This is a genomic window from Stenotrophomonas capsici, assembly GCF_034961085.1.
GTDB classification, from domain to species: domain Bacteria; phylum Pseudomonadota; class Gammaproteobacteria; order Xanthomonadales; family Xanthomonadaceae; genus Stenotrophomonas; species Stenotrophomonas capsici.
Genome location: NZ_JAYFUH010000249.1, coordinates 821726 through 844760, shown reverse-complemented (window position 1 = coordinate 844760; position 23035 = coordinate 821726). Strand labels below are relative to the sequence as shown.

The following is a 23035-nucleotide window of genomic DNA, read 5'->3' as shown; positions in this document are numbered from 1 at the left end:
AACGCTTCCCGCGACGCCGCACCGCCCCGCGGTGCGGCGCCCCCTCCTACCTGATCGCAAGGGAATCCCAACGATGAAAGACATCCTCAAGCTGCTGCAGAACAACCGCGAATGGGCGGACCGGATCGAACGTGAAGACCCGGAGTTCTTCCACCAGCTGGCCAAGCAGCAGAACCCGGAATACCTGTGGATCGGCTGCTCCGACTCGCGCGTGCCGGCCAACCAGATCATCGGCATGGCGCCGGGCGAGGTGTTCGTGCACCGCAATGTCGCCAACGTGGTGGTGCATACCGACCTGAACTGCCTGAGCGTGATCCAGTACGCGGTGGACCAGCTCAAGATCAAGCACATCCTGATCGTCGGCCACTACGGTTGTGGCGGCGTGCATGCGGCGTTGAACAAGGTGCGCGTCGGCCTGGCCGACAATTGGCTGCGCCACGTCGGCGATGTCGCGCAGAAGCACAACGACATCCTGTCCCAGATCGAGGACCCGGAGCTGCGCCACGCCCGCCTGTGCGAACTGAACGTGATCGAGCAGGTGGTCAATGCCTGCCACTCGACCATCGTGCAGGACGCCTGGGCACGCGGCCAGAAGCTGATGGTGCACGGCTGGGTCTACAGCCTGCGCGACGGCCGGGTCAGCGAGATGGGCATCGACGTCGGTGCGCCGGAAGATCTGCAGCCGGCCTACGAGAAGGCATTGTCGTTCGTGCCGCGGCGCGGCAAGCGGCACTGAGTCGTACGTTTGGGCTTACGCAAGAGAGCCCCCTCATCCGCCCCTTCGGGGCACCTTCTCCCGTCGGCGGGAGAAGGCAAACCTTCCGCCGGGACATCCGCATGCTTGCTTCCCCCATCAACCTGCCTGGCTGGATCGAGGAACACCGCCACCTGCTCAAGCCGCCGGTCGGCAACAAGATGATCGAGAACGGCGACTTCATCGTGATGGTGGTCGGCGGCCCCAACAGCCGCAGCGACTACCACTGGGACGAAGGCCCGGAGTGGTTCTACCAGCTAGAAGGCGAGATGGTGCTGCGCGTGCAGGAAGACGGCACGGTGCGCGACATCCCGATCCGGGCCGGCGAGATCTTCCTGCTGCCGCCGCGCGTGCCGCATTCGCCGCAGCGCATGCCCGGCTCGGTCGGGCTGGTGGTCGAGCGCAAGCGGCTGGAACATGAACTGGATGGATTCATGTGGTTCTGCCCAAGCTGCAACCACAAGATCTACGAGGAGTTCTTCCCGTTGAAGAACATCGAGACCGACCTGCCCAAGGTCTTCGATCGCTTCCACTCCTCGCTGCAGCACCGGACCTGCACGCAATGCGGCACGGTCCATCCGCTGCCACAGCCGGCCACCCCGGAGGCCTGAGCCGGGGCGCGGTGCCGGGGTACACTGCGGGTTCTTTCTCGACGCCCGCACACCGATGAACGAAACCCTGTCCCCGGCCCACGCCACCGCACTGGATGCTGCCGATCCGCTGCGCCACCTGCGCAACCAGTTCCTGATCCCGCAGCACGACGCCGAGGACCAGATCTACTTCGTCGGCAACTCGCTGGGCCTGCAGCCCAAGGGTGCCAAGGCGATGGTGCAGGAAGTCATGGACCTGTGGGCGAGCATTGCCGTGGAGGGCCATTTCACCGGTCCCACGCACTGGATGAGCTACCACCGGCTGGTGCGCGATTCGCTGGCCCGCGTGGTCGGCGCGCTGCCCGGCGAAGTGGTGGCGATGAACACGCTGAGCGTGAACCTGCACCTGATGATGGTCAGCTTCTACCGCCCGACCGCCGAGCGTCCGGCCATCGTGATGGAAGCCGGCGCATTCCCGACCGACCGCCATGCGGTCGAGGCGCAGATCCGCTTCCACGGCTTCAACCCGGACACCGACCTGATCGAGGTCCAGCCGGACGAGCCCAACGGCACCATTTCGATGGCCGCGATCGAGCGCGCCATCGCCGACAACGGCAAGCGCGTGGCGCTGGTGCTGTGGCCGGGCGTGCAGTACCGCACCGGCCAGGTGTTCGACCTGGACGTGATCACCCGGCTGGCGCGTGCACACGGCGCCAATATCGGCTTCGACCTGGCCCATTCGGTCGGCAACGTGCCGCTGGCGTTGCACGACATCGCCCCCGACTTCGCGGTGTGGTGCCACTACAAGTACCTCAATGCCGGCCCCGGCGCGGTCGCCGGTTGCTTCGTGCACGAGCGCCATGCCAACGACACCACGCTGCCGCGCTTTGCCGGCTGGTGGGGCCACGAGCAGGCCACCCGCTTCCAGATGGCGCCGCAGTTCGTGCCGGAAGTCGGCGCCGAAGGCTGGCAGCTGAGCAACCCGCCGGTACTCGGCCTGGCCCCGTTGCGGGCCTCGCTGGCCTTGTTCGACGAAGCCGGCATGCCGGCGCTGCGGGCCAAGTCCGAGCGCCTGACCGGCTACCTGGAAACGATGGTCCGCGCGCGCCTGGGCGAAGTGCTGCAGGTCATCACCCCGAGCGACGTCGAACGCCGCGGCTGCCAGTTGTCGCTGCGCGTGAACGGCGGCCGCAGCCAGGGCCGCTCGCTGTTCGAATACCTGCAATCGGTGGGCGTGCTGGGCGACTGGCGCGAACCGGACGTGATCCGCATCTCGCCCACGCCGATGTACAACCGTTACCGCGATGTCTACCGCTTCATCGACGAAGTGGAAGCCTGGGCCGGTGTCTGAGCCTACGGAACCCCTGCATTTGACCACGACCGCTCCCCGCAGCCTTACCCTGATCGGCGCCGGCCTGGCCGGCTCGTTGCTCGCCATCCTGCTGGCGCGCCAGGGCTGGCGCATCACCATCTACGAACGTCGCGGCGATCCGCGCGTGGCCGACTACGAGTCCGGCCGCTCGATCAACCTGGCCCTGGCCGAGCGCGGACGCAACGCGCTGCGCCAGGCCGGCGTGGAAGACGCCGTGATGGCGCGCACGGTGATGATGCGCGGGCGCATGGTGCATCCGCGTGGCGGCGGCGAGGAACTGCAGCGGTATGGGCGCGACGACAGCGAGGTGATCTGGTCGGTGCACCGCAAGGACCTCAATGTCACCTTGTTGCAGCTGGCCGAGCAGGCCGGTGTGCAGGTGCATTTCCACCGGCGCCTGCACACGGTGGATTTCGATGCCGGCTACGCACGCTTCATCGATGACCGCGATGACTCGCCGCATGACATCCACTTCGACACACCGCTGATCGGCGCCGACGGCGCCGGTTCGGCGCTGCGCGCGGCGATGAACCGCAAGTCACCGCTGGGCGAGCGCATCGATTTCCTCGACCACTCGTACAAGGAACTGGAGATCCCGCCCGGTCCGGACGGCCGCTTCCTGATCGAGGGCAATGCCCTGCATATCTGGCCACGTGGCCGGTACATGTGCATCGCCTTGCCCAACGACGAGGGCACCTTCACCGTCACCCTGTTCCTGCCCAACGCCGGGGAGCCGAGCTTCGCCACGGTGCGCAGCGGTGCCGAAGCCGAGGCCCTGTTCCAGCGCGATTTCCCGGATGCGCTGGCGCTGATCCCCAACCTGCGCCAGGACTGGGAACAACACCCGCCGGGCCTGCTCGGCACGCTGTACCTGGACCGCTGGCACCAGGGTGGCAAGGCCGTGTTGATCGGTGATGCCGCGCATGCGATGGTGCCGTTCCACGGCCAGGGCATGAACTGCGCGTTCGAGGACTGCGTGGTGCTGGCCCGCAGGTTGGCCGAATGCGCGACCACCGAAGACGCCTTCGCTGCGTTCGAGGCCGAGCGCAAGCCCAATGCCGCGGCCATCCAGCAGATGGCGCTGGACAACTACCTTGAGATGCGCGACCGCGTGGCCGACCCGGCCTTCCTGCTGCAGCGCGAGCTGGAACAGGCCCTGCAGGCGCGCTGGCCGACCCGCTTCGTCCCGCACTACACGATGGTTACCTTCCTGCACACGCCGTATGCGCTCGCGCTGGAACGCACCCGCATCCAGCAGCGCATCCTGGCCGATGCCACCGCCGGCCACGACACGCTGGCGCACATCGACTGGGCCGCGCTGGAGCAGGTCGTGCACGCGCAGTTGCCCGTACTGGAGGGCGCGCACTGATGGCCGACAGCTTCCTGTTCTACGACCTGGAGACCTTCGGCCAGGACCCACGCCGCACCCGCATCGCGCAGTTCGCCGCGGTCCGTACCGACCCGCAACTGCGCGTGATCGACGAGCCGGTCAGCTTCTACGTCAAGCCGGCCGATGACCTGCTGCCCTCGCCCATCGCCACGCTGATCACCGGCATCACCCCGCAGCACGCGCTGGCCGAAGGCGTCAGCGAAGCGGAGGCGTTCGCCCGCATCCAGGAGCTGATGGCACGCCCGAAGACCTGCACGCTGGGTTACAACACACTGCGCTTCGACGATGAATTCGTCCGTTACGGGCTGTTCCGCAACTTCCATGATCCGTACGAACGCGAGTGGCGCAGCGGCAACTCGCGCTGGGACCTGCTCGACATGCTGCGCCTGGTCCACGCGCTGCGCCCGGAGGGCATCCAGTGGCCCACCCGCGAGGACGGCGCCACCTCGTTCAAGCTGGAACACCTCGCGTTGGCCAACGACGTGCGCGAAGGCGATGCCCACGAGGCACTGTCCGACGTCTACGCCACCATCGGCATGGCGCGTCGCTTCCAGCAGGCGCAGCCACGCATGTGGGAGTACGCGCTGCGCCTGCGCGACAAGCGCTTCGTCGCCAGCCTGCTCGACGTGGTGGCGATGCAGCCGGTACTGCACATCTCCATGCGCTACCCGGCCAGCCGGCTGTGCGCGGCCCCGGTACTGCCGCTGGCCCACCATCCGCATATCAACAACCGGGTGATCGTGTTCGATCTGGAAGGCGACGTCGACGCGCTGATGGACCTGTCGGTGGAGGAGATCACCCAGCGCCTGTACACCCGCGCCGCCGACCTGCCCGAAGGCCAGCAGCGCGTACCACTGAAAGAGGTCCACCTCAACAAGGTGCCGGCGCTGGTGGCCTGGAACCACCTGCGCGCGCCCGACTTCCAGCGCCTGGCCATCGACCCGGCCGAGGTCGAAGCCAAGGCCGAAAGGCTGCGCGCGACCGGCCCGGCATTGGCCGAGAAGGCCCGTCAGGTGTTCGCCCGCGAACGCGGCCAGGAAGGCCCGGTCGACGCCGACGCCTCGCTGTACGACGGCTTCCTGGCCGAAGGCGACAAGGGCCTGCTGAGCAAGGTCCGCACCGCCCCACCGGAGGCACTCCAGGCGCTGGAACAACGCTTCCGTGACCCGCGCCTGCCGGAGCTGCTGTTCCGCTACCGCGCCCGCAACCACCCGCAATCGCTGGATGCGACCGCGCGCTCACGCTGGGATGCGTATCGTCGCCAGCGACTGCTCGACGTGCCCGGCCTGTCCGAACAGACCTTGCCGGCGTATTTCGCGCAGATCACCGCACTCCGTTCCGAACACCAGGACAACCCGGCTTCCTTGGCCCTGCTCGACGCGCTGGACCAGTGGGGCAACGACCTGCAGACCACGCTATGACCCAGTACTTCAGCGACGCCAGCTACAAATTCCTGCGCGGCCTGGCCCGGCACAACGACAAGGCCTGGTTTGCCGAGCACAAGCAGCAGTACGAAGAGTATGTACGGCAGCCGTTCCTGCGCCTGATCACCGACCTGCAGCCAGACCTGACCGAGGTCAGCGAGCACTTCCGTGCCGACCCACGCACCGTCGGTGGTTCGCTGTTCCGCATCTACCGTGACTCGCGCTTCTCCAACGACAAGACGCCATACAAGACCTGGCAGGGCGCACGGCTGTTCCACGAGCGCCGCAAGGAAGTCCCCGCGCCGTCGTACTACATCCACCTGGCACCGGGCGAGAACTTCATCGGTGCCGGCATCTGGCATCCGGAACCGGACACCCAGCGCAAGCTGCGTCAGTTCATCTTCGACAACCCGGGCAGTTGGAAGGCCGCCGCGCATGCGCCGGCGGTGCGAAAGCGCTACGACTTCGAGACCAGCGAGAAACTGGTGCGCCCGCCGCGCGGGTTCCCCGCCGATTTCGAGTTCATCGACGACCTCAAGCATCGCAACTGGGTGCTGTGGCGCGCCATCGACGACGACACCATGACCGGGCCGCGCCTGCGCCAGACACTGGCCAAGGACCTGGCCGCCCTGGCGCCGTTCGTCGACTACCTGTGCGCGGCACTGGACCTGGAGTTCTGAGCCGGGGTTCACGCAGCCAACACGGATTTGCGGCAACCTTGCCTGCAACCCTCCCGGACCCCACTGCCATGGCCAGCATCCACCACCAGCTCTGGATCGACGCTCCCCTGGCCACCGTCTATGAAGCCCTGGCCTCGGCCCAGGGCCTGAGCCGCTGGTGGATCCCCCACCAGCACCATGTCATCGATGGCGAGCCGGTCATCAGCCACAACCCCGGTGGTGCGCATGGCGTGGTGGCGATGAAGCTGCTGGAGGCCGTACCCGGCCAACGCGTGCGGCTGGAGGTCATCAGCCATCACCCGGCGCTCAGCCCGGCCTCGTCCTGGGCCGGGACCGAAATCCGCTTCGACCTCTCGCGCCGGGCCAGCCCCGGTGCATGGCGCGGCCTGCCGCACGAAGGCGAGCCGATGACCGTGGTGGAGTTCCAGCACCTGGGCTGGGACCCCGACAGCGAGTACTTCGGCTTCTGCAGCCAGGCGTGGGCCGAAACCCTGGTGATGCTGCGTCGTTGGGCCGAATCGCAGGCCGGCGGACGGCAGTGAGCCACAGGAGCAGACGATGAAGAAGTGGATCCTTCCGGCGGTCATCCTGCTCGCCCTGGCGCTGGCCGGCTATGTCATTGGCGGCCCTTACCTCGCCATCCACGGCATCAGCCGTGCCATCGAGGAACGCGACACCGGCCGCCTGCAACGTCACGTCGACTTCCCGGCGTTGCGGGTCAACCTCAAGGCCCAGCTCAGCGACTACATGGTGCGCAAGGCCGGTCCCGACGCGCAGTCCAATCTTTTCGGCGCGGTGCTGCTGGGCGTGGCCAGCAACGTGACCGGCGCCGGCGTCGACACGATGGTGACCCCCATCGGCGTGGCCGCCCTGCTGCAGGGCGACAGCCTGTGGAAGCGTGCCATCGGCAACACCGCCAATGGCGATACCTGGGGCCCGCCCGCGCCGGCCAAGCCCCTGGCCAACACCCAGGGCCACTACGAATCGTTGTCGCGCTTCACCGCCACTACCCGCCTGGAGGATGGCCGTGAAGTGGTGTTCGTGCTGAGCCGGCAAGGGCTGCGCTGGCGGCTGACCAACATCCAGTTGCCGCTGCAAACGCCGTAGCCGCGCGCAACCACGCAGCGTTGCGGGTAGTCCGTGCCGGGCATGGCCCGGCACGACCAGGGCGCCGGTTGTCGGCGCCCTCCCCGCTCAGGCGATACGCCGCTGCGGTTCCTCGACCACGCTGTCGGCCAGGAACGCCTCCAGCGAATCATCCATCGCCTCCATCCACGGCGTGTGGTGTGGCGGCGCGAGGGTCCCGGTCAGCACCGAGCGATAGCTGCAGTTGCGGTAGCCGAGGATGTCGTCCTTCTTGTCGTGCTTCCACTGCTTGAACAGGTCGGCAACCGCTTCGACGTTGAAGTCGGGATAGTCGGTCGCATCCAGCAGGTCGCGCACATAGGCGGTCTGGAAATCGATGTCCTGCTCGACCGAGGTGGTGGCCTCCTCACGGGCCACCCAGTCCTGGCTGTTGGCCCGCATCCGCGCCCCCTCCGGCAAGGCGATACGCCCGAGGATCACGTCGCGCGCGTACCAGGCCTGCGCATCGAACATGTTGAACGTGTAGTACTGGTCCTGCATGCCCAGGTAGATCAGGTTCGGGTTGTCGATCCAGAACACGCCCTTGTACAGGTCCGGCGGGTACAGCCGGTTGCGGGTGCGCAGGGTCAGCGCATCCGGCAGGAACGGGAAGTGGTGCTGGTAGCCGGTGCACAGCACGATGGCATCCACGTCCTTGCTGCTGCCATCGGCGAAATGCGCGGTGGTGCCTTCCACGCGCAGCAGCAGCGGCCGCTCGTCGAATGCCTCCGGCCAGTCATAGCCCATCGACGCGCTGCGGTAGCTGTAGGTCACCGACCTGGCACCGTACTTGTGGCATTGGGTACCGATGTCCTCGGCCGAGTAGCTGCTGCCGACCAGCAACAGATCCTTGCCGGTGAACTCGCAGGCATCGCGGAAGTCATGCGCATGCAGCACGCGTCCCGGGAAGCGCTCCAGCCCTTCGAAGAACGGCGCGTTCGGCGTGGAGAAATGGCCGGTGGCGACGATGACGCGGTCAAACTCCTCGCTTACCAGCTCGTCCTTCTTCAGGTCACGCACGGTCACGGTGAAGCGCTGGGTCTGCTCGGAGTAGTCCACCCATTGCACTGCCATGTTGAAGCGGATCTGGTCGCGCACGCCGCTCTTCTCGATGCGGCCCATGATGTAGTCGCGCAGCACGGCGCGCGGCGGGTAGGAGGCGATCGGGCGGCCAAAATGCTCTTCGAAGCTGTAATCGGCGAATTCCAGCGCTTCCTTCGGGCCGTTCGACCAGAGGTAGCGGTACATGCTGCCGTGTACAGGTTCGCCATAGGCATCCAGCCCGGTGCGCCATGTGTAGTTCCACATTCCTCCCAGATCGGACTGCTTCTCGAAGCAGACGATCTCCGGTACCTGTGCACCCGCGCGGCGGGCGGATTCAAATGCACGCAGTTGTGCCAGGCCGCTCGGGCCGGCACCAAGAATGGCGATACGCATGGTCATTCGGGTTGTTTCTCCTGTGTAGCTGCTGCCGTGCGGGCACGACAACACTGCGCAAGGGCGCGTTATGCACGGGCGGGAGAGACAATGCGTCCGGTCCCGCGCCGCGCGCGAAACACCCGGCCGCCACGCAAGGCAGCACGACGAGGGATTGGCGAATTCAAGCCACCGGTCGGGGAACAGGCCCCGCCCCTTCATCACCGGGTGGGTGCTGTGCGGGCGGGTGATCTGCCGCTTGCGTGCAGATGAAAAAGGACGCGACAGGATTGTCGCTGGGTCAAGACGAGGCCCGCGAAAGCGGTTTCATCCTAACATGCGTTGCATGGCGGTTTGCAAACCGACCACGGCAGCGCCGAGCGATGCTCGGCGAGGAGGGTTGGCCTCGCGACCGAAGTTGCTCCTGCCGCGGATCAATCGGGGTTGGCGACGCCATGCGGCACGTGGCCGGCAGTCACATGCTGGCGTGCGCTGTCGATGTTGTGCTGCGAATCGTCGAAGAAGATGTCCGCGCCAAAGGCTTCCAGGAATGGCCCCTTGTGGCGGCCGCCCAGGAACAGGGCTTCATCCAGGCGCACCCCCCATTCGCGCAGGGTGCGGATCACCCGCTCATGCGCCGGCGCCGAGCGCGCGGTGACCAGCGCAGTGCGGATGGGCGCCGCCTCGCCGGCCGGAAAGGCCGCCTGCAGCGCATGCAGGGCGGAAAGGAAGTTGCGGAACGGGCCGCCGCTGAGCGGCTCGTGCGCGCGTTCGCGTTCGTGCCGGCCAAATGCCTCGACGCCCTGCTCGCGCGAAATGCGTTCGCTCTCGTCGCTGAAGATCACCGCGTCACCATCGAAGGCGATGCGCAGCTGGGTGCTCGGACGCCCGGTATCGGTTGCCGCGGCGGTGGCGGCGAGCACGTCGGCGGCGCTCTGCGGCAGGATCGTCGCCGCGGCGATGCCATGCACCAATGCACGCCGCACCGATTCGGGGTTGGCCGACAGGAACAGATCGGTGCCGAACGGCTTCACGTACGGCCAGGTGGGCTCGCCGGCGGTGAAGGTGGCGCGCACGATGTCCAGCCCGTAATGCTGGATCGAGTTGAAGATGCGCAGGCCGGTGTCGGCGGAGTTGCGCGACAACAGGATCACCTCCACCCGCGGGGTGTCTTCCGGTGCACCGTCGTTGAGGGCCAGCAGCTTGCGTACCACCGGGAAAGCCACGCCCGGCTTGAGGATGTCGTCCTCGTGCTCGCGCTGGTAGGCCGCGTAGGCCTCCACCCCTTCGCGTTCGAACAACGCATGCCCTTCCTCGAGGTCGAACAAGGCGCGCGAAGTCACCGCGACGGTGAGGAGCCGGGGAGTGTTGTCACCCATGAACGAGGAACCCAGTGATATCGAAGAGCGGGGCCCAGTCTACCCGGAACCCCGTGCAACGGCGGTCACGCCGCCCACTCAGAACATGAACTGCTCGCTGAGGATGCGCTCTTCGAGGTTGTGCTCGGGGTCGAACAGCAAGGTGACCTGGCGCTCGCGCGATTCGCGGATGGTGACTTCCACCACGTCGCGGGTTTCGTGCGAATCGGCGGTGACGCTGACCGGGCGCTTGTAGGGGTCCAGCACCCGGAAGCGCACCTCGGTGTCGGCCTTGAGGATCGCCCCGCGCCAGCGGCGCGGCCGGTAGGGGGCCAGCGGAGTCAAAGCGATGGTGTTGGAGCCCAGCGGCAGGATCGGACCATGCGCGGAATAGTTGTAGGCGGTGCTGCCGGCGGGCGTGGAGACCAGCACACCGTCGCAGATCAGCTCTTCCACCCGCTGCTGGCCATTGAGGTCGATGCCGATATGCGCGGCCTGGCGGGTCTGCCGCAGCATCGAGACATCGTTGTAGGCCAGCGAGCCGGTGCTGGTACCGGATTCGGTCAGCGCGATCATCTCCAGCGGGCGCAGGTGCGCCGGCTCGGCCTGGGCCAGGCGTTCGACCAGGTCTTCGTCGCGGTGGTGGTTCATCAGGAAACCCACCGTGCCGAGCTTCATCCCGAACACCGGCTTGCCCTTGTTGCCGTGCCGGTGCAGGGTCTGGAGCATGAAGCCGTCGCCGCCCAACGGGCAGATCACGTCGGCATTTTCCGGATCATGGTCGCCATAGCGGGCCGCCAGCGTGGCACGGGCCTGCTGTGCGGCGTCGACGGAACTGGCCAAGAAAGCAATTCGGGGGGACACGGGCGTCTTCGGGTTCGGCTCAGGGGGCGAGGATAACCCGCTGCGGCTGAAGCGACAGCATTGCTTTCATGCGTGGGGTTTCCTGTTGCTGCCTCTTGCCCTCACCCCAACCCCTCTCCCGCGGGCGGGAGAGGGGCTCCAGTCCGCCAAGACTGCTTCAAGCCCCTCTCCCGCCCGCGGGAGAGGGGTTGGGGTGAGGGAAAAAGCAGAAACACCGGAAACAAAAAAGGCCGGGCCCGCTCGCGCAGGCCCGGCCTTCAAACCATCAGCTTCAGACGCCGTGCGCGGCCAGCTGGCCCAGGCGCTGCACCGCCACCGACACGGTCGGGTAGTCCAGCGTCTTCTGCTCGGCCAACTCGGCCAGCATCGACAGCGTGAAGCGCAGGCTGCTGTCGTCCCGGTTCAACCAGGCCGCCACCTTGGCCTCGGCCGAGGCGCCCTTCATCGACAGCACCTGGCCGGTCAGGTTGCGCTGGTGCGCGGCCAGTTCGTCGCGCAGCACGCCTCGGGCCACCGCATGCCAGCGACCATTGACCTCCAGCGCGTCGATCTGCTCGAACAGCCACGGCATCTGCAGGGCTTCGCCCAGGCGGAAGTGGACCTTGGACACGTCCACCGGCTTGAGCTTGCGGGTACGCGCCAGCTCGATGATGTCGAACGCCGGCTCCAGGAAGTGCAGTTCGGACAGCTGCTGTGCCAGTGCCGCCGGCAGGCCCTTCTCCTTCCACTGCTTGACGCTGGCCTCGTAGGCCGGGCGCTGCGAATCCGGCAGCACGCCCGAGGCGACGCGGATGTCGTTGAACGGCCCCTGGTAGCGATCGACCGCGGCGGTGATGCCCGGCATCGCACCCGGACGGTTCAGCAGCCAACGCACGAACGAACGCTGCAGCTTCCAGATCACTTCCAGCGCATCGACCTGCACGGCCTCCGGCAGGGTGCCGTCGAGTGCGTCGATCTGCGTCCACAGCGCACGGGCATCCAGCGTCTCGCGGCTGATCGTGTAGGCCTTGGCGACCTCGGCAACGGTACGGCCGGTGTCCTCCTGCATGCGCATCAGGAAGGTGGCGCCCATGCGGTTGATGGTCTGGTTGGTCACCGCCGTGGCGATGATCTCGCGCTTCAGGCGGTGGCGGTCCATCGCATCGGCGTACTTCTTCTGCAGCGGCTGCGGGAAGTAACGCAGCAGCTCCTTGGACAGGTACGGGTCCTCCGGGATGTCCGATTCCAGCAGCTGCTGGAAGGCGACGATCTTGGAGTACGACAGCAGCACCGCCAGCTCCGGGCGGGTCAGGCCCAGGCCACGCAGCTTGCGTGCCGACAGCTCGGCGTCGGACGGCAGAAACTCGATCTGGCGATCCAGCAGGCCCTGCTGTTCCAGCGTGCGGATGAAGTGCTGCTTCGACCCCAGGCGGGTCGCGCTCATGCGCTCCATCAGGCTCAGCGCCTGGTTCTGGCGGTAGTTGTCCATCAGCACCAGCTCGGCGACCTCGTCGGTCATCGACGCCAGCAGCTTGTTGCGCTGGTCGACGGTGAGCTTCTTGGCGCGCACCACGTCGTTGAGCAGGATCTTGATGTTGACTTCATGGTCGGAGGTGTCCACACCGGCCGAGTTGTCGATGAAGTCGGTGTTGAGCAGCACGCCCACCTGCGCGGCCTCGATGCGGCCCAGCTGGGTCATGCCCAGGTTGCCGCCCTCGCCCACCACCTTGCAACGCAGCTCGCCACCGTTGACGCGCAGCGCGTTGTTGGCGCGGTCGCCCACGTCGGCATTGGTCTCGGTGGAGGACTTGACGTAGGTGCCGATGCCGCCGTTCCACAGCAGGTCCACCGGCGCCTTCAGCGCGGCGTTGATCAGGTCGGTCGGGGTCATCGCCTTGATGCTGGCGTCGATGCCCAGGGCCTCGCGCACCTGCGGGGTGATCTCGATCGACTTGAGCGAACGCGGGTAGATGCCGCCGCCCTTGCTGATCAGCTTGCTGTCGTAGTCCGCCCAGCTCGAGCGCGGCACGGTGAACATGCGCGCACGTTCCTTGAACGAGCTCGCCGCCACCGGGTTCGGGTCCAGGAAGATGTGGCGGTGGTCGAACGCGCAGACCAGGCGGATGTGCTCGGACAGCAGCATGCCGTTGCCGAACACGTCGCCGGACATGTCGCCGATGCCGACCACGGTGAAGTCCTGCTTCTGGCAGTCGCGGCCCAGTGCACGGAAGTGGCGCTTGACCGACTCCCACGCACCGCGCGCGGTGATGCCCATGCCCTTGTGGTCGTAGCCGACCGAACCACCGGAAGCGAACGCGTCGTCCAGCCAGAAGCCGTGCGCGCGGGCGATGCCGTTGGCGGTGTCGGAGAAGGTCGCGGTGCCCTTGTCGGCGGCCACCACCAGGTACGGATCGTCCTGGTCATGGCGCACCACGCCCACCGGCGGCACGATCTTGTTGTTGACGATGTTGTCGGTGATGTCCAGCAGGCCGTTGATGAAGCGCTTGTAGCAGGCCACGCCCTCGGCGAACCACGCATCGCGGTCCACCGACGGGTCCGGCAATTGCTTGGCGAAGAAGCCACCCTTCGAGCCGACCGGCACGATCACGGTGTTCTTCACCATCTGTGCCTTGACCAGGCCCAGCACTTCGGTGCGGAAGTCCTCGCGGCGGTCGGACCAGCGCAGGCCGCCACGGGCCACCGGGCCGAAGCGCAGGTGGGTACCTTCCACGCGCGGGCCGCACACGAAGATCTCGCGGTACGGGCGCGGCTTGGGCAGGTCCGGCACCTTGGCGGCATCGAACTTGAAGCTGATGTAGTCGGCCGGGCCGCCATCGGCACGCAGGCCGTCCTTGCGCGGCATGTAGTAGCTGGTGCGCAAGGTGGCTTCGATCACGCCGATGAAGCTGCGCAGGATGCGGTCCTCGTCCAGGCTGGAGACGCCATCGAGCAGCTTGACCAGCACCTCGTGGACCAGCGCCATGCGTGCATCGCGGCTGCCCTTGCGCGCCTTGACCACGCCGTCGAGCAGCTTGAGGGTGGCCGCGTCGCCACCGGCCAGCGCCTTGAACTGGGCCAGCTGGGCGTCCAGCGCGGCGGCGTCCACGGCCGGGGTCGGGTCGAAGCGGGCTTCAAACAGCTCCACGATCAGGCGCGCCAGCAGCGGGTAGCGGCTGAAGGTGCCTTCCACGTAGGACTGCGAGAACGGCACGCCGATCTGCAGCAGGTACTTGCAGTAGCCACGCAGCATCGAGACCTGGCGCCAGTCCAGGCCGGCGGCCAGCACCAGGCGATTGAAGCCGTCGTTCTCGGCGTCGCCGCGCCACACGCGGGCGAAGGCATCGCTGAAACCGGCATTGGCCGCGGCCGCATCGATGCCCGGCACGGTCGATTCGACCTCGAAGTCCTGCACGTAGACCGGCGCGTCATCGACCATCAGCCGGTACGGGCGCTCGGCGACCACGCGCAGGCCCATGTTCTCCATCATCGGCAGCACGTCCGACAGCGGGATGTCGTCGAGCTGGCGGTACAGCTTCAGGCGCAGGCCATCCACGTCGTCGCGGCGGATCGACTGCAGGCTCAGGCGCAGGTCTTCCGGACCGGTCAGCGCGTCCAGCTGGGCCACGTCGGCCGCGGCGATCTCGGCGCTGGAGTCCTCGATGTAGCCGGCCGGCAGTGCCTTGCCGATGCGGGCGGCGATACGCAGGCCTTCGGTTTCACCGTGGCTTGCGACCAGCGCTTCACGCAGGTCGTCCTGCCAGTTGCGCAGCACGTGGGCCAGGCGCTTTTCCAGGCCTTCGGTATCCAGCTCCAGGCTCTGGCCGGCCTTCGGGCGCACGATCAGGTGTACCTGGGCCAGCGGCGAGTCGCCCAGCACCACGCTGGAGTCCACGTGCTCGCCCTGCAGCGCATCCTTGAGCAGGCTCTCGATGCGCAGGCGCACGTCGGTGTTGAAGCGTTCGCGCGGCAGGAACACCAGCGCGGAAATGAAACGGCTGAACTTGTCGCGGCGCAGGAACAGGCGGCTGCGCACGCGCTCCTGCAGGCCCAGCACGCCGATGGCGGTGCGGAACAGCTCATCCTGGCTGGACTGGAACAGCTCCTCGCGCGGCAGCGACTCCAGGATGTGGCGCAGCGCCTTGCCGCTGTGGCTGGACAGGCTCAGGCCCGAGCGCGCCATCACGCCTTCATAGCGCTGGCGCACCAGCGGGATTTCCCACGGGCGACGGTTGTAGGCGCTGGAGGTGAACAGGCCCAGGAAGCGCTGCTCGCCGATGATCTTGCCCTTGGCGTCGAACTCCAGCACGCCGATGTAGTCCATGTAGCCGCCGCGGTGGATGCGCGAGCGGGCATTGGTCTTGGTCAGGATCAGCGCGTCGTCCAGGCCGCCGCTGGTGTTCAGGCCCTGCGCGGCCAGGCCCTTGACCGGGCGCGCCACCGAGGTGTCCTTGCCGCGCATCAGGCCCAGGCCGGTGCCGTTCTGGGCGACCAGCACTTCTTCCTTGCCCTGCTTCTCGACCTTGTACTCGCGGTAGCCGAAGAAGGTGAAATGGTTGTCCGCGGCCCAGCGCAGGAACTCCTGCGCCTCCACGCGCGAGGCCTTGCTGACCGGCAGCGCACGCTTGCCCAGGTCATCGGCCAGCGCCTGTGCCTTGGCCTTCATCGGCTCCCAGTCCTTGACGATGGCACGCACGTCGTCCAGTGCTTCGGACACGCGCTTGGCCACTGCGTCCAGCTCGGCCGCCGGCTGGCGGTCGATTTCCAGCAGCATCACCGATTCCAGCGCGCCCTCACCCACGCCGGCCAGCTTGCCGGCCTTGTCGCGCGAAATGGCGATCACCGGATGGCCCAGCACATGCACGCCGACGCCCTGCTCGGCCAGCGCCAGGGTCACGGTGTCGACCAGGAACGGCATGTCGTCGTTGACGATCTGCAGCACGGTGTGCGCCGACTCCCAGCCATCGGCCTTCAGGGTCGGGTTGAACACGCGGACGTTGGCCTTGCCCGCCTTGCGGGTACGTGCGAACTCCAGCATGCCGGCGGCCAGCACGGCCCAGTCATCGGCCGAGTGCAGCTTGAACTCGTCCCCTTCCATGCGCTTGTAGAAGGCCGAGGCGAACGCGACCGCCTGGGCCTGCGCCGCGGCGGGATAGCGCTTGCGCAGGGCAGCGAAGACCGGCTCCAGCGACAGCGCAGCGTCGGCGGGGACGTGCTTGGCCAGGGGCGTGCTCTTCGGTTTGACGGACTTTGCAGCAGGCTTTTGCGATTTCATGTCGGAGCTTCGGGTAGGGCTCGTTGAAGGTGCGGCGATTGTATCCCCGGCAACAAAAATAGCTGTGCTGCATGGCCGCAATCACGGCGCCAGAATTGCAATGAAGATGTAACGAAACCGCTGTTTTCAAGGGATATTCTTCATCCTGAAGCCTTTCCCAACCAATTTCCGGCCATGCCGATTCCGTCGGGTTTCGCGCCGCTGTACTAATTGTGTACTGGACGGTATAGTCCAGAAAGTGAACACCCCACCCTCCTCTCCGCCGCGCACCCAGGCACGGGACCAGCCCGTGTTCGCTGCCGTGGGCGAGTTGCTGGCCACCCACGGCATGCAATTGAGCATGGATGCGGTGGCCGCCCATGTCGGCTGTTCAAAGCAGACCCTGTACAGCCGCTACGGCTCCAAGACCAACCTGCTGCGGCTGGTGATGCAGCAGCACGTGGCAACCACCACCGCGCAGCTGATCAAGGGCGACAGCCGGCCGCTGCGGCAGATCCTGGTGGAATTCGCCATCCACTACCTGGAACACCGCAACCAGCCCCGCATCCGCCAGACCGCGCAGTTGCTGGCCATCAGTGCAAACCAGTTTCACGAGGAGGCGCGTACCCTGTACAACCTCAGCGCGGACGCGGTGCGCAGTCAGATAACTGAATGGTTACGAACCGAGATGGCGAGAGGCCGCCTGATCCATGACGATCCGCAGTTCATGGCCGAACTGCTGATCAGCATGCTTGCCGGTCAGGACTTCGAACGCCAACGCTTTCACGCCCCCCATCGCGATACGCCAGAAAAGCGCCGCCGTTGGGCCGAATTCGCCATCGATGCCTTCCTGCGCGCCTTTCCGGTACCGCCGACTGGCATTCCTGGTTCCGTCAACAAATCAAGAACCCCCGGAGTTTTCCCCCGATGACTGCCCCGCTCCGTCTCCTCGCCCTTACCTGCGCCGCGACAATTTCGCTGGCGGCCTGCAAAAAGCCGCAGGAGCAGGCCGCTCCCCCGCCTCCGGAAGTCGGCGTGGTCGAGGCCAAGCCGCAAACCCTGCCGCTGCAGCGCGAGCTGGTGGGCCGCCTGTCCCCGTACCGTTCGGCCGACGTGCGCGCGCGCGTGGCCGGCGTGCTGCAGAAACGCGTCTATGAGGAAGGCAGCAACGTCAAGGAAGGCCAGGAGCTGTTCCTGATCGACCCGGCCCAGCTGCGTGCCGCCCTCAACGAGGCCGAAGGCGCCCTTGCCTCGGCCCGGGCCACCCTGGCCAACGCCCGCGCCACGGCCACCCGCGCCCGCTCGCTGGCACCACAGAAGTATGTGTCGCAGTCGGACCTGGACAACGCCGTGGCCGCCGAGCGCAGTGCCGCCGCCGCCGTGCAGCAGGCCGAGGCCGCGGTGGCCAATGCCCGCATCAACCTGGGCTATGCCCGCGTCACCTCGCCGATCACCGGCCTGGCCGGCAAGGCGCAGGTGACCGAAGGTGCGCTGGTGGGCCAGGGCGATGTGACCCTGCTGACCACGGTCGACCAGATCGACCCGCTGTACGTGAACTTCTCGATGACCGCCGATGAACTGAGCGCCCTGCGTGCCGCCCAGGACAAGGGCGCGCTGGCACTGGCCGGCGACGGCAAGACCACCGTGCAGGTCAACCTGCCCGATGGCAGCGCCTACGCCCACGAAGGCACGCTGGACTTCTCCTCGCCGACGGTCGACCCGGCCACCGGCGCGGTGTCGCTGCGCGCGGTGCTGCCGAACCCGGACCGCATCCTGCTGCCGGGCTCGTTCGTCAGCTTCAAGGCCAACCTGGGCGCGCGCAACAACGCCTTCCTGCTGCCGCAGCAGGCGGTGCAGCGCGACACCCGCGGCGGCTACGTGATGGTCGTCGGCGCCGATGGCAAGGTCGTGCGCAAGGACGTGGTGCTCGATGGCCAGCAGTCGGGCAGCTGGCTGGTCTCCTCCGGCCTGGCCGGCGGCGACAAGGTCATCGTCTCGGGCCTGCAGAAGGTCAAGGAAGGCGCCCCGGCCACGACCAAGCCGTGGCAGCCGCAGGCCGCCGCCCAGCCGGGTGCCCCCGCACAGGCGCCGGCACCGGCACCGGCGAAGAAGGACTAACGGAACTCCGTCATGCCTAAATTTTTCATCGAACATCCGGTCTTTGCCTGGGTGGTGGCGATCCTGATCTCGCTGGGTGGCGTGATCTCGATCCTCAACCTGGGCATCGAGTCCTATCCCAGCGTGGCCCCGCCACAGGTCACCGTCACCGCCAACTACCCGGGCGCCAGCGCGTCGACCACGGAAAAATCGGTCACCCAGGTGATCGAGCAGCAGCTGACCGGCATCGACAACCTGATGTACTTCAGCTCGTCGTCCTCGTCCAACGGCCGCGCCACCATCACGCTGACCTTCGACAGCGGCACCGACCCGGACATCGCCCAGGTGCAGGTGCAGAACAAGGTGTCGCTGGCGACCCCGCGCCTGCCCTCGGAAGTGACCCAGCAGGGCGTGGTGGTGGCCAAGGCCAACGCCGGCTTCCTGATGGCCATCGGCGTGCGCTCCGATGACGGCAGCGTGGACCGCGATGCCCTGAACGACATCGTTGGTGCACGCGTGCTGGAGCAGGTATCGCGCGTGCCGGGCGTCGGCAGCACCCAGCAGTTCGGCTCCGAGTACGCCATGCGCGTGTGGCTGAACCCGGAAAAGCTGCAGGGCTACCACCTGGCCGCCAGCGACGTGTACAACGCCATCGGCACCCAGAACCTGCAGTTCGCCGCCGGCTCAGTGGGCGGCGACCCGACCCCGTCCGACCAGGCCTTCACCGCCACGGTGGTCGCCGAAGGCCGCTTCAGCACCCCGGAAGACTTCGAGAACGTCATCCTGCGCGCCAACGCGGACGGCAGCGTGGTGCGCCTGAAGGACGTCGCCCGCGTCGCCTTCGGCGCGAGCAACTACGGCTTCGACACCCGTTACAACGGCAAGCCAGTGGCCGTGTTCGCCATCCAGCTGCTGCCCGGCGCCAACGCCCTGGACGTGTCCAAGGCGGTGCGCTCCAAGATGGACGAGCTGGCCCCGAGCTTCCCGCCGGGCGTGAGCTGGTTCACCCCGTATGACAGCACCACCTTCGTCAACATCTCCATCAAGGAAGTGATCCACACGTTGATCGAAGCCATCGTGCTGGTCTTCCTGGTGATGCTGATCTTCCTGCAGAACTTCCGCGCCACGATCATCCCCACCCTGGTCATCCCGGTGGCGCTGCTCGGCACGTTCATGGGCATGCTGGCGATCGGCTTCACGATCAACCAGCTGACCCTGTTCGCGATGGTGCTGGCGATCGGCATCGTGGTCGACGACGCGATCGTGGTGATCGAGAACGTCGAGCGCATCATGAGCGAGGAAAAGCTCGACCCCAAGCCGGCCACGCAGAAGGCGATGGGCCAGATCACCGGCGCGGTGGTGGCCATCACCGTCGTGCTGGCCGCGGTGTTCATCCCCAGCGCCCTGCAGCCGGGTGCCTCCGGCGAGATCTACAAGCAGTTCGCCCTGACCATCGCCATGTCGATGGCGTTCTCGGCGCTGCTGGCGCTGACCTTCACCCCGGCATTGTGCGCGGCCTTCCTCAAGCCGACCCACAATGACAACCCGAACTGGGTCTACCGCACCTTCAACAAGTACTACGGCAAGCTGGAGAAGAGCTACGTCGGCACGGTCGGCGGCGTCATCAAGCACAGCCCACGCTGGCTGATGGTGTTCGCGCTGCTGCTGATGCTGTGCGGCTTCCTGTTCACCCGCCTGCCGGGCAGCTTCCTGCCCGAGGAAGACCAGGGCTACGCACTGGCCATCGTGCAGCTGCCGCCGGGCGCCACCAAGAGCCGCACCAGCGCCGTGTTCGACCAGCTGCTGGGCACGCTGGAGAAGGAAGAAGCCTTCGAAGGCCTGATGCAGATCACCGGCTTCAGCTTCATCGGTTCGGGCGAGAACGTGGGCATGGCCTTCGTCCGCCTGAAGGACTGGGACGCCCGCAAGGAGACCGCGCCGGAGTTCATCCAGAAGATGAACCAGAAGGCGTATGGCATCAAGGACGCGCAGATCTTCTTCGTCAACCTGCCGACCGTGCAGGGCCTGGGCCAGTTCGGTGGTTTCGACATGTGGCTGCAGGACCGTGCCGGTGCCGGCCAGGATGCGCTGATGAATGCGCGCAACACCCTGCTCGGCGCCGCGTCACAGGACAAGTCGCTGACCGCGGTGCGTCCCAACACGCTGGAGAACTCGCCGCAGCTGCAGCTGCACGTGGACCGCGTGCAGGCGCAGACCATGGGCGTGAAGGTCAACGACGTCTACACCGCCATCCAGATGATGCTGGCGCCGGTGTACGTCAACGACTTCTTCTACGCCGGCCGCATCAAGCGCGTGAACATGCAGGCCGACGCGGCCTACCGCACCGGCCCGGAATCGCTGCGCAGCTACTACGTGCCCAGCTCGCTGAGCAAGGACGCCGACGGGCAGTCGTCGATGATCCCGCTCAGTGCGGTGGTCAAGTCCGAGTGGATCTACGCCCCGCCCGCGCTGAACCGCTACAACGGCTATTCGGCGGTCAACATCGTCGGTTCGCCGGCACCGGGCGGCAGTTCGGGCCAGGCCATGGCGACGATGGAACGGCTGGTGCAGGACGACCTGCCGGCCGGCTTCGGCTTCGACTGGAGCGGCATGTCCTACCAGGAAATCCTGGCGGGCAACGCGGCCACCCTGCTGATGGTGCTGTCCATCGTGGTGGTGTTCCTGTGCCTGGCCGCGCTGTATGAAAGCTGGTCGATCCCGGTCGCGGTGCTGCTGGTGGTGCCGATCGGCATCCTCGGCGCGGTGGTGTTCTCGTTGATGCGCGGCCTGCCGAACGACCTGTACTTCAAGATCGGCATGGTGACGGTGATCGGCCTGGCGGCGAAGAACGCGATCCTGATCGTGGAATTCGCGGTCGAGCAGCGCGCCATGGGCAAGACCCTGCGCGAGGCCACGATCGAAGCGGCGCACCTGCGCTTCCGCCCGATCCTGATGACCTCCTTCGCCTTCATCCTGGGCGTCCTGCCGATGGCGATCTCCACCGGTGCCGGCGCCAACGCCCGTCACTCGCTGGGTACCGGCGTGATCGGTGGCATGCTGTTCGCCACCCTCATCGGCGTGTTGCTGATCCCGCTGTTCTTCGTGTGCGTACGTCGCGTGCTCGGCGACAAGCTCGACGAACCGTCGAAGGAGTACCTGGAACAGCACAAGGTACGCACGGCGCAGGTGGATCGCTGATCCTCCCGCTGTACCGGCAAACAAAAAGCCCCGGCAATGCCGGGGCTTTTTTTGGGCACGCTGTAGGAGCGACCTCGGTCGCGAAGCCGTCGATGAAGAACGGCGGCATTGATTGCAATTGCAGACGACTTCCGCAGCTTCCGCCTACATCAGCTTCGCGACCAAGGTCGCTCCTACAACGCGGTTGCCTCGCCTGCGCCGCACCAGACTCGGCACAAAAATCCGATGCCGGTTGCCCGGCATCGGATCTCTGGTTCACGCTTGACTGCGACTCAACGCAATCCGGTCTCGTTGCGCGCAATCACCATGCGCTGGATCTCCGAAGTACCTTCATAGATCTCGGTGATCTTGGCATCGCGGAAGTAACGCTCCAGCGGCATTTCCTTCGAATAACCCATGCCGCCATGGATCTGCACCGCCTGGTGGGCGATCCACATCGCTGCCTCCGACGCGGTCAGCTTGGCGACCGCCGCCTCGGTGGAGAACTTCCTGCCCTGCGACTTCAGCCAGGCTGCGCGCAAGGTCAGCAGCATCGCCGCATCAAGCTTGCACTTCATGTCAGCGACCTTGGCCTGGATCATCTGGAAGGTGCCGATCGGCGCGCCGAACGACTTGCGCTCCTTCACGTAGTCCACCGAAGCCTCGTAAGCGGCGCGGGCGATGCCCACCGCCTGCGACGCGATGCCGATGCGGCCCGAATCCAGCAGGCTCATCGCGATCTTGAAGCCCTGCCCTTCCTCACCGATCACATCCTCGGCACTGGCCACGTAGTCCTGGAACTCGATCTCGCAGGTCGCCGACGCACGCACGCCCAGCTTGGGCTCGGTCTTGCCGCGGCCAAAGCCCGGCTTGGTGGTGTCGATCATGAAGGCGGTGATGCCGCGCGCGCCCTTCTCCGGGTCGGTCATCGCGAACAGCACGATGTAGCGCGCCACCGGGCCGGAGGTGATCCAGCTCTTCTGGCCGTTGACCAGGAACGAACCGTCGGCCTGCTTGACCGCGCGGCAGCGCATCGCCGTGGCATCGGAGCCGGACTGCGACTCGGTCAACGCGAACGCGCCGATCGCGCTGCCCTCGGCAATGGCGCGCACGTAGGTCTGCTTCTGTGCCTCGCTGCCGTAGCTCAGCAGCGCATTGCAGAACAGCGAATTGTTGACCGACATGATGGTCGCGTGCGCCGCGTCGGCGGCGGAGACCTCGACGATGGCCAGCACGCTGGAAACCGGGTCCATGCCCGAGCCGCCGTACTCGACCGGCACCTCGATGCCCATCAGGCCGTTCTCGCCCAGCAGGCGGATGTTGTCCAGCGGGTACTCACCGGTGGCGTCGAAGTGCTCGGCGCTCGGGGCGATCTTTTCCTTGGCGATACGACGGGCGACGTCCTGCAGCATCAGCTGCTCGTCGGAAAAACTGAAGTCCACAACACCCCTCCCAGGGCTGAATCAAGTTGCGATTGTAACCATCGCGACCGGGTTCAGCCTATGCCTCGCCTTGACCCGGCGTGGCGGCAGCGCGAAAATATCTCTATATCGCGATA

15 protein-coding genes and 1 pseudogene are annotated in these 23035 nt (G+C 66.6%); 11 read left to right on the top strand and 5 right to left on the bottom strand.

Annotated features, from left to right (window positions below; all coding sequences use genetic code 11):
• Positions 1-73: 73 nt before the first annotated feature.
• The 8 genes from can to VA603_RS17020 all read left to right on the top strand — a co-directional run bounded on the left by can (position 74) and on the right by VA603_RS17020 (position 7317).
• Positions 74-736 carry a carbonate dehydratase gene (gene can / locus VA603_RS17055; protein ID WP_192288522.1) on the top strand — a complete coding sequence of 221 codons (663 nt, stop codon included), beginning with the start codon at positions 74-76 and terminating at the stop codon, positions 734-736.
• 101 nt (positions 737-837) lie between these two features.
• A complete protein-coding gene (locus tag VA603_RS17050; RefSeq protein ID WP_132864260.1) occupies positions 838-1365 on the top strand; it encodes a 3-hydroxyanthranilate 3,4-dioxygenase in 528 nt (175 codons plus the stop codon).
• Positions 1366-1420: 55 nt separating this feature from the next.
• Positions 1421-2695, top strand: coding sequence for a kynureninase (gene kynU, locus VA603_RS17045; RefSeq protein ID WP_323439532.1), 1275 nt, complete (start codon positions 1421-1423; stop codon positions 2693-2695).
• A gap of 19 nt (positions 2696-2714) precedes the next feature.
• Positions 2715-4085, top strand: coding sequence for an FAD-dependent oxidoreductase (locus VA603_RS17040; protein ID WP_323439531.1), 1371 nt, complete (start codon positions 2715-2717; stop codon positions 4083-4085).
• Entirely contained in the window at positions 4085-5527 is a 1443-nt protein-coding gene (gene sbcB, locus VA603_RS17035; RefSeq protein WP_323439530.1) for an exodeoxyribonuclease I, read from the top strand. Before VA603_RS17040 ends, sbcB begins: the two co-directional genes overlap by 1 nt.
• Positions 5524-6210, top strand: a complete 687-nt coding sequence (locus tag VA603_RS17030; RefSeq protein WP_323439529.1) for a DUF2461 domain-containing protein — start codon at positions 5524-5526, stop codon at positions 6208-6210. Before sbcB ends, VA603_RS17030 begins: the two co-directional genes overlap by 4 nt.
• A 38-nt stretch (positions 6211-6248) precedes the next feature.
• Positions 6249-6752: an SRPBCC family protein gene (locus tag VA603_RS17025; RefSeq protein WP_132864265.1), complete on the top strand. Its 504-nt coding sequence runs from the start codon at positions 6249-6251 to the stop codon at positions 6750-6752.
• Between the two features lie 16 nt (positions 6753-6768).
• A complete protein-coding gene (locus tag VA603_RS17020) occupies positions 6769-7317 on the top strand; it encodes a DUF2939 domain-containing protein (RefSeq protein WP_313251017.1) in 549 nt (182 codons plus the stop codon).
• A gap of 87 nt (positions 7318-7404) precedes the next feature.
• On the opposite strand, the gene VA603_RS17015 is transcribed toward VA603_RS17020, so the two are convergent.
• The 4 genes from VA603_RS17015 to VA603_RS17000 form a co-directional block, all read right to left on the bottom strand.
• The gene (locus VA603_RS17015) at positions 7405-8778 is read right to left on the bottom strand and encodes a flavin-containing monooxygenase (RefSeq protein WP_323439528.1); all 1374 of its coding nucleotides are present in this window, start codon (positions 8776-8778) and stop codon (positions 7405-7407) included.
• 407 nt (positions 8779-9185) lie between these two features.
• Complete coding sequence (locus VA603_RS17010; protein WP_192288513.1) at positions 9186-10130, bottom strand: 5'-nucleotidase; 945 nt, start codon at positions 10128-10130, stop codon at positions 9186-9188.
• A 78-nt stretch (positions 10131-10208) separates the two neighbouring features.
• Complete coding sequence (locus VA603_RS17005; protein ID WP_132864269.1) at positions 10209-10973, bottom strand: NAD kinase; 765 nt, start codon at positions 10971-10973, stop codon at positions 10209-10211.
• 271 nt (positions 10974-11244) lie between these two features.
• Positions 11245-16224 carry an NAD-glutamate dehydrogenase gene (locus VA603_RS17000; RefSeq protein ID WP_323439527.1) on the bottom strand — a complete coding sequence of 1660 codons (4980 nt, stop codon included), beginning with the start codon at positions 16222-16224 and terminating at the stop codon, positions 11245-11247.
• 238 nt (positions 16225-16462) lie between these two features.
• Here VA603_RS17000 and VA603_RS16995 point away from each other — a divergent pair, with 238 nt between their 5' ends.
• From VA603_RS16995 to VA603_RS16985, 3 genes and pseudogenes are all read left to right on the top strand, one after another.
• Positions 16463-17134, top strand: a complete 672-nt coding sequence (locus tag VA603_RS16995; RefSeq protein ID WP_132864271.1) for a TetR/AcrR family transcriptional regulator — start codon at positions 16463-16465, stop codon at positions 17132-17134.
• Positions 17131-18303 (top strand): annotated as a pseudogene (locus VA603_RS16990) (efflux RND transporter periplasmic adaptor subunit); the annotation flags it as partial. The gene VA603_RS16995 and the pseudogene VA603_RS16990, both read left to right, overlap by 4 nt.
• Positions 18304-18333: 30 nt before the next feature.
• Positions 18334-21498, top strand: coding sequence for an efflux RND transporter permease subunit (locus tag VA603_RS16985; RefSeq protein ID WP_323439526.1), 3165 nt, complete (start codon positions 18334-18336; stop codon positions 21496-21498).
• 272 nt (positions 21499-21770) lie between these two features.
• Here the strand turns inward: VA603_RS16985 and VA603_RS16980 are convergent, their stop codons facing one another.
• Positions 21771-22919: an acyl-CoA dehydrogenase family protein gene (locus VA603_RS16980; RefSeq protein WP_132864274.1), complete on the bottom strand. Its 1149-nt coding sequence runs from the start codon at positions 22917-22919 to the stop codon at positions 21771-21773.
• Between the last annotated feature and the right edge of the window lie 116 nt (positions 22920-23035).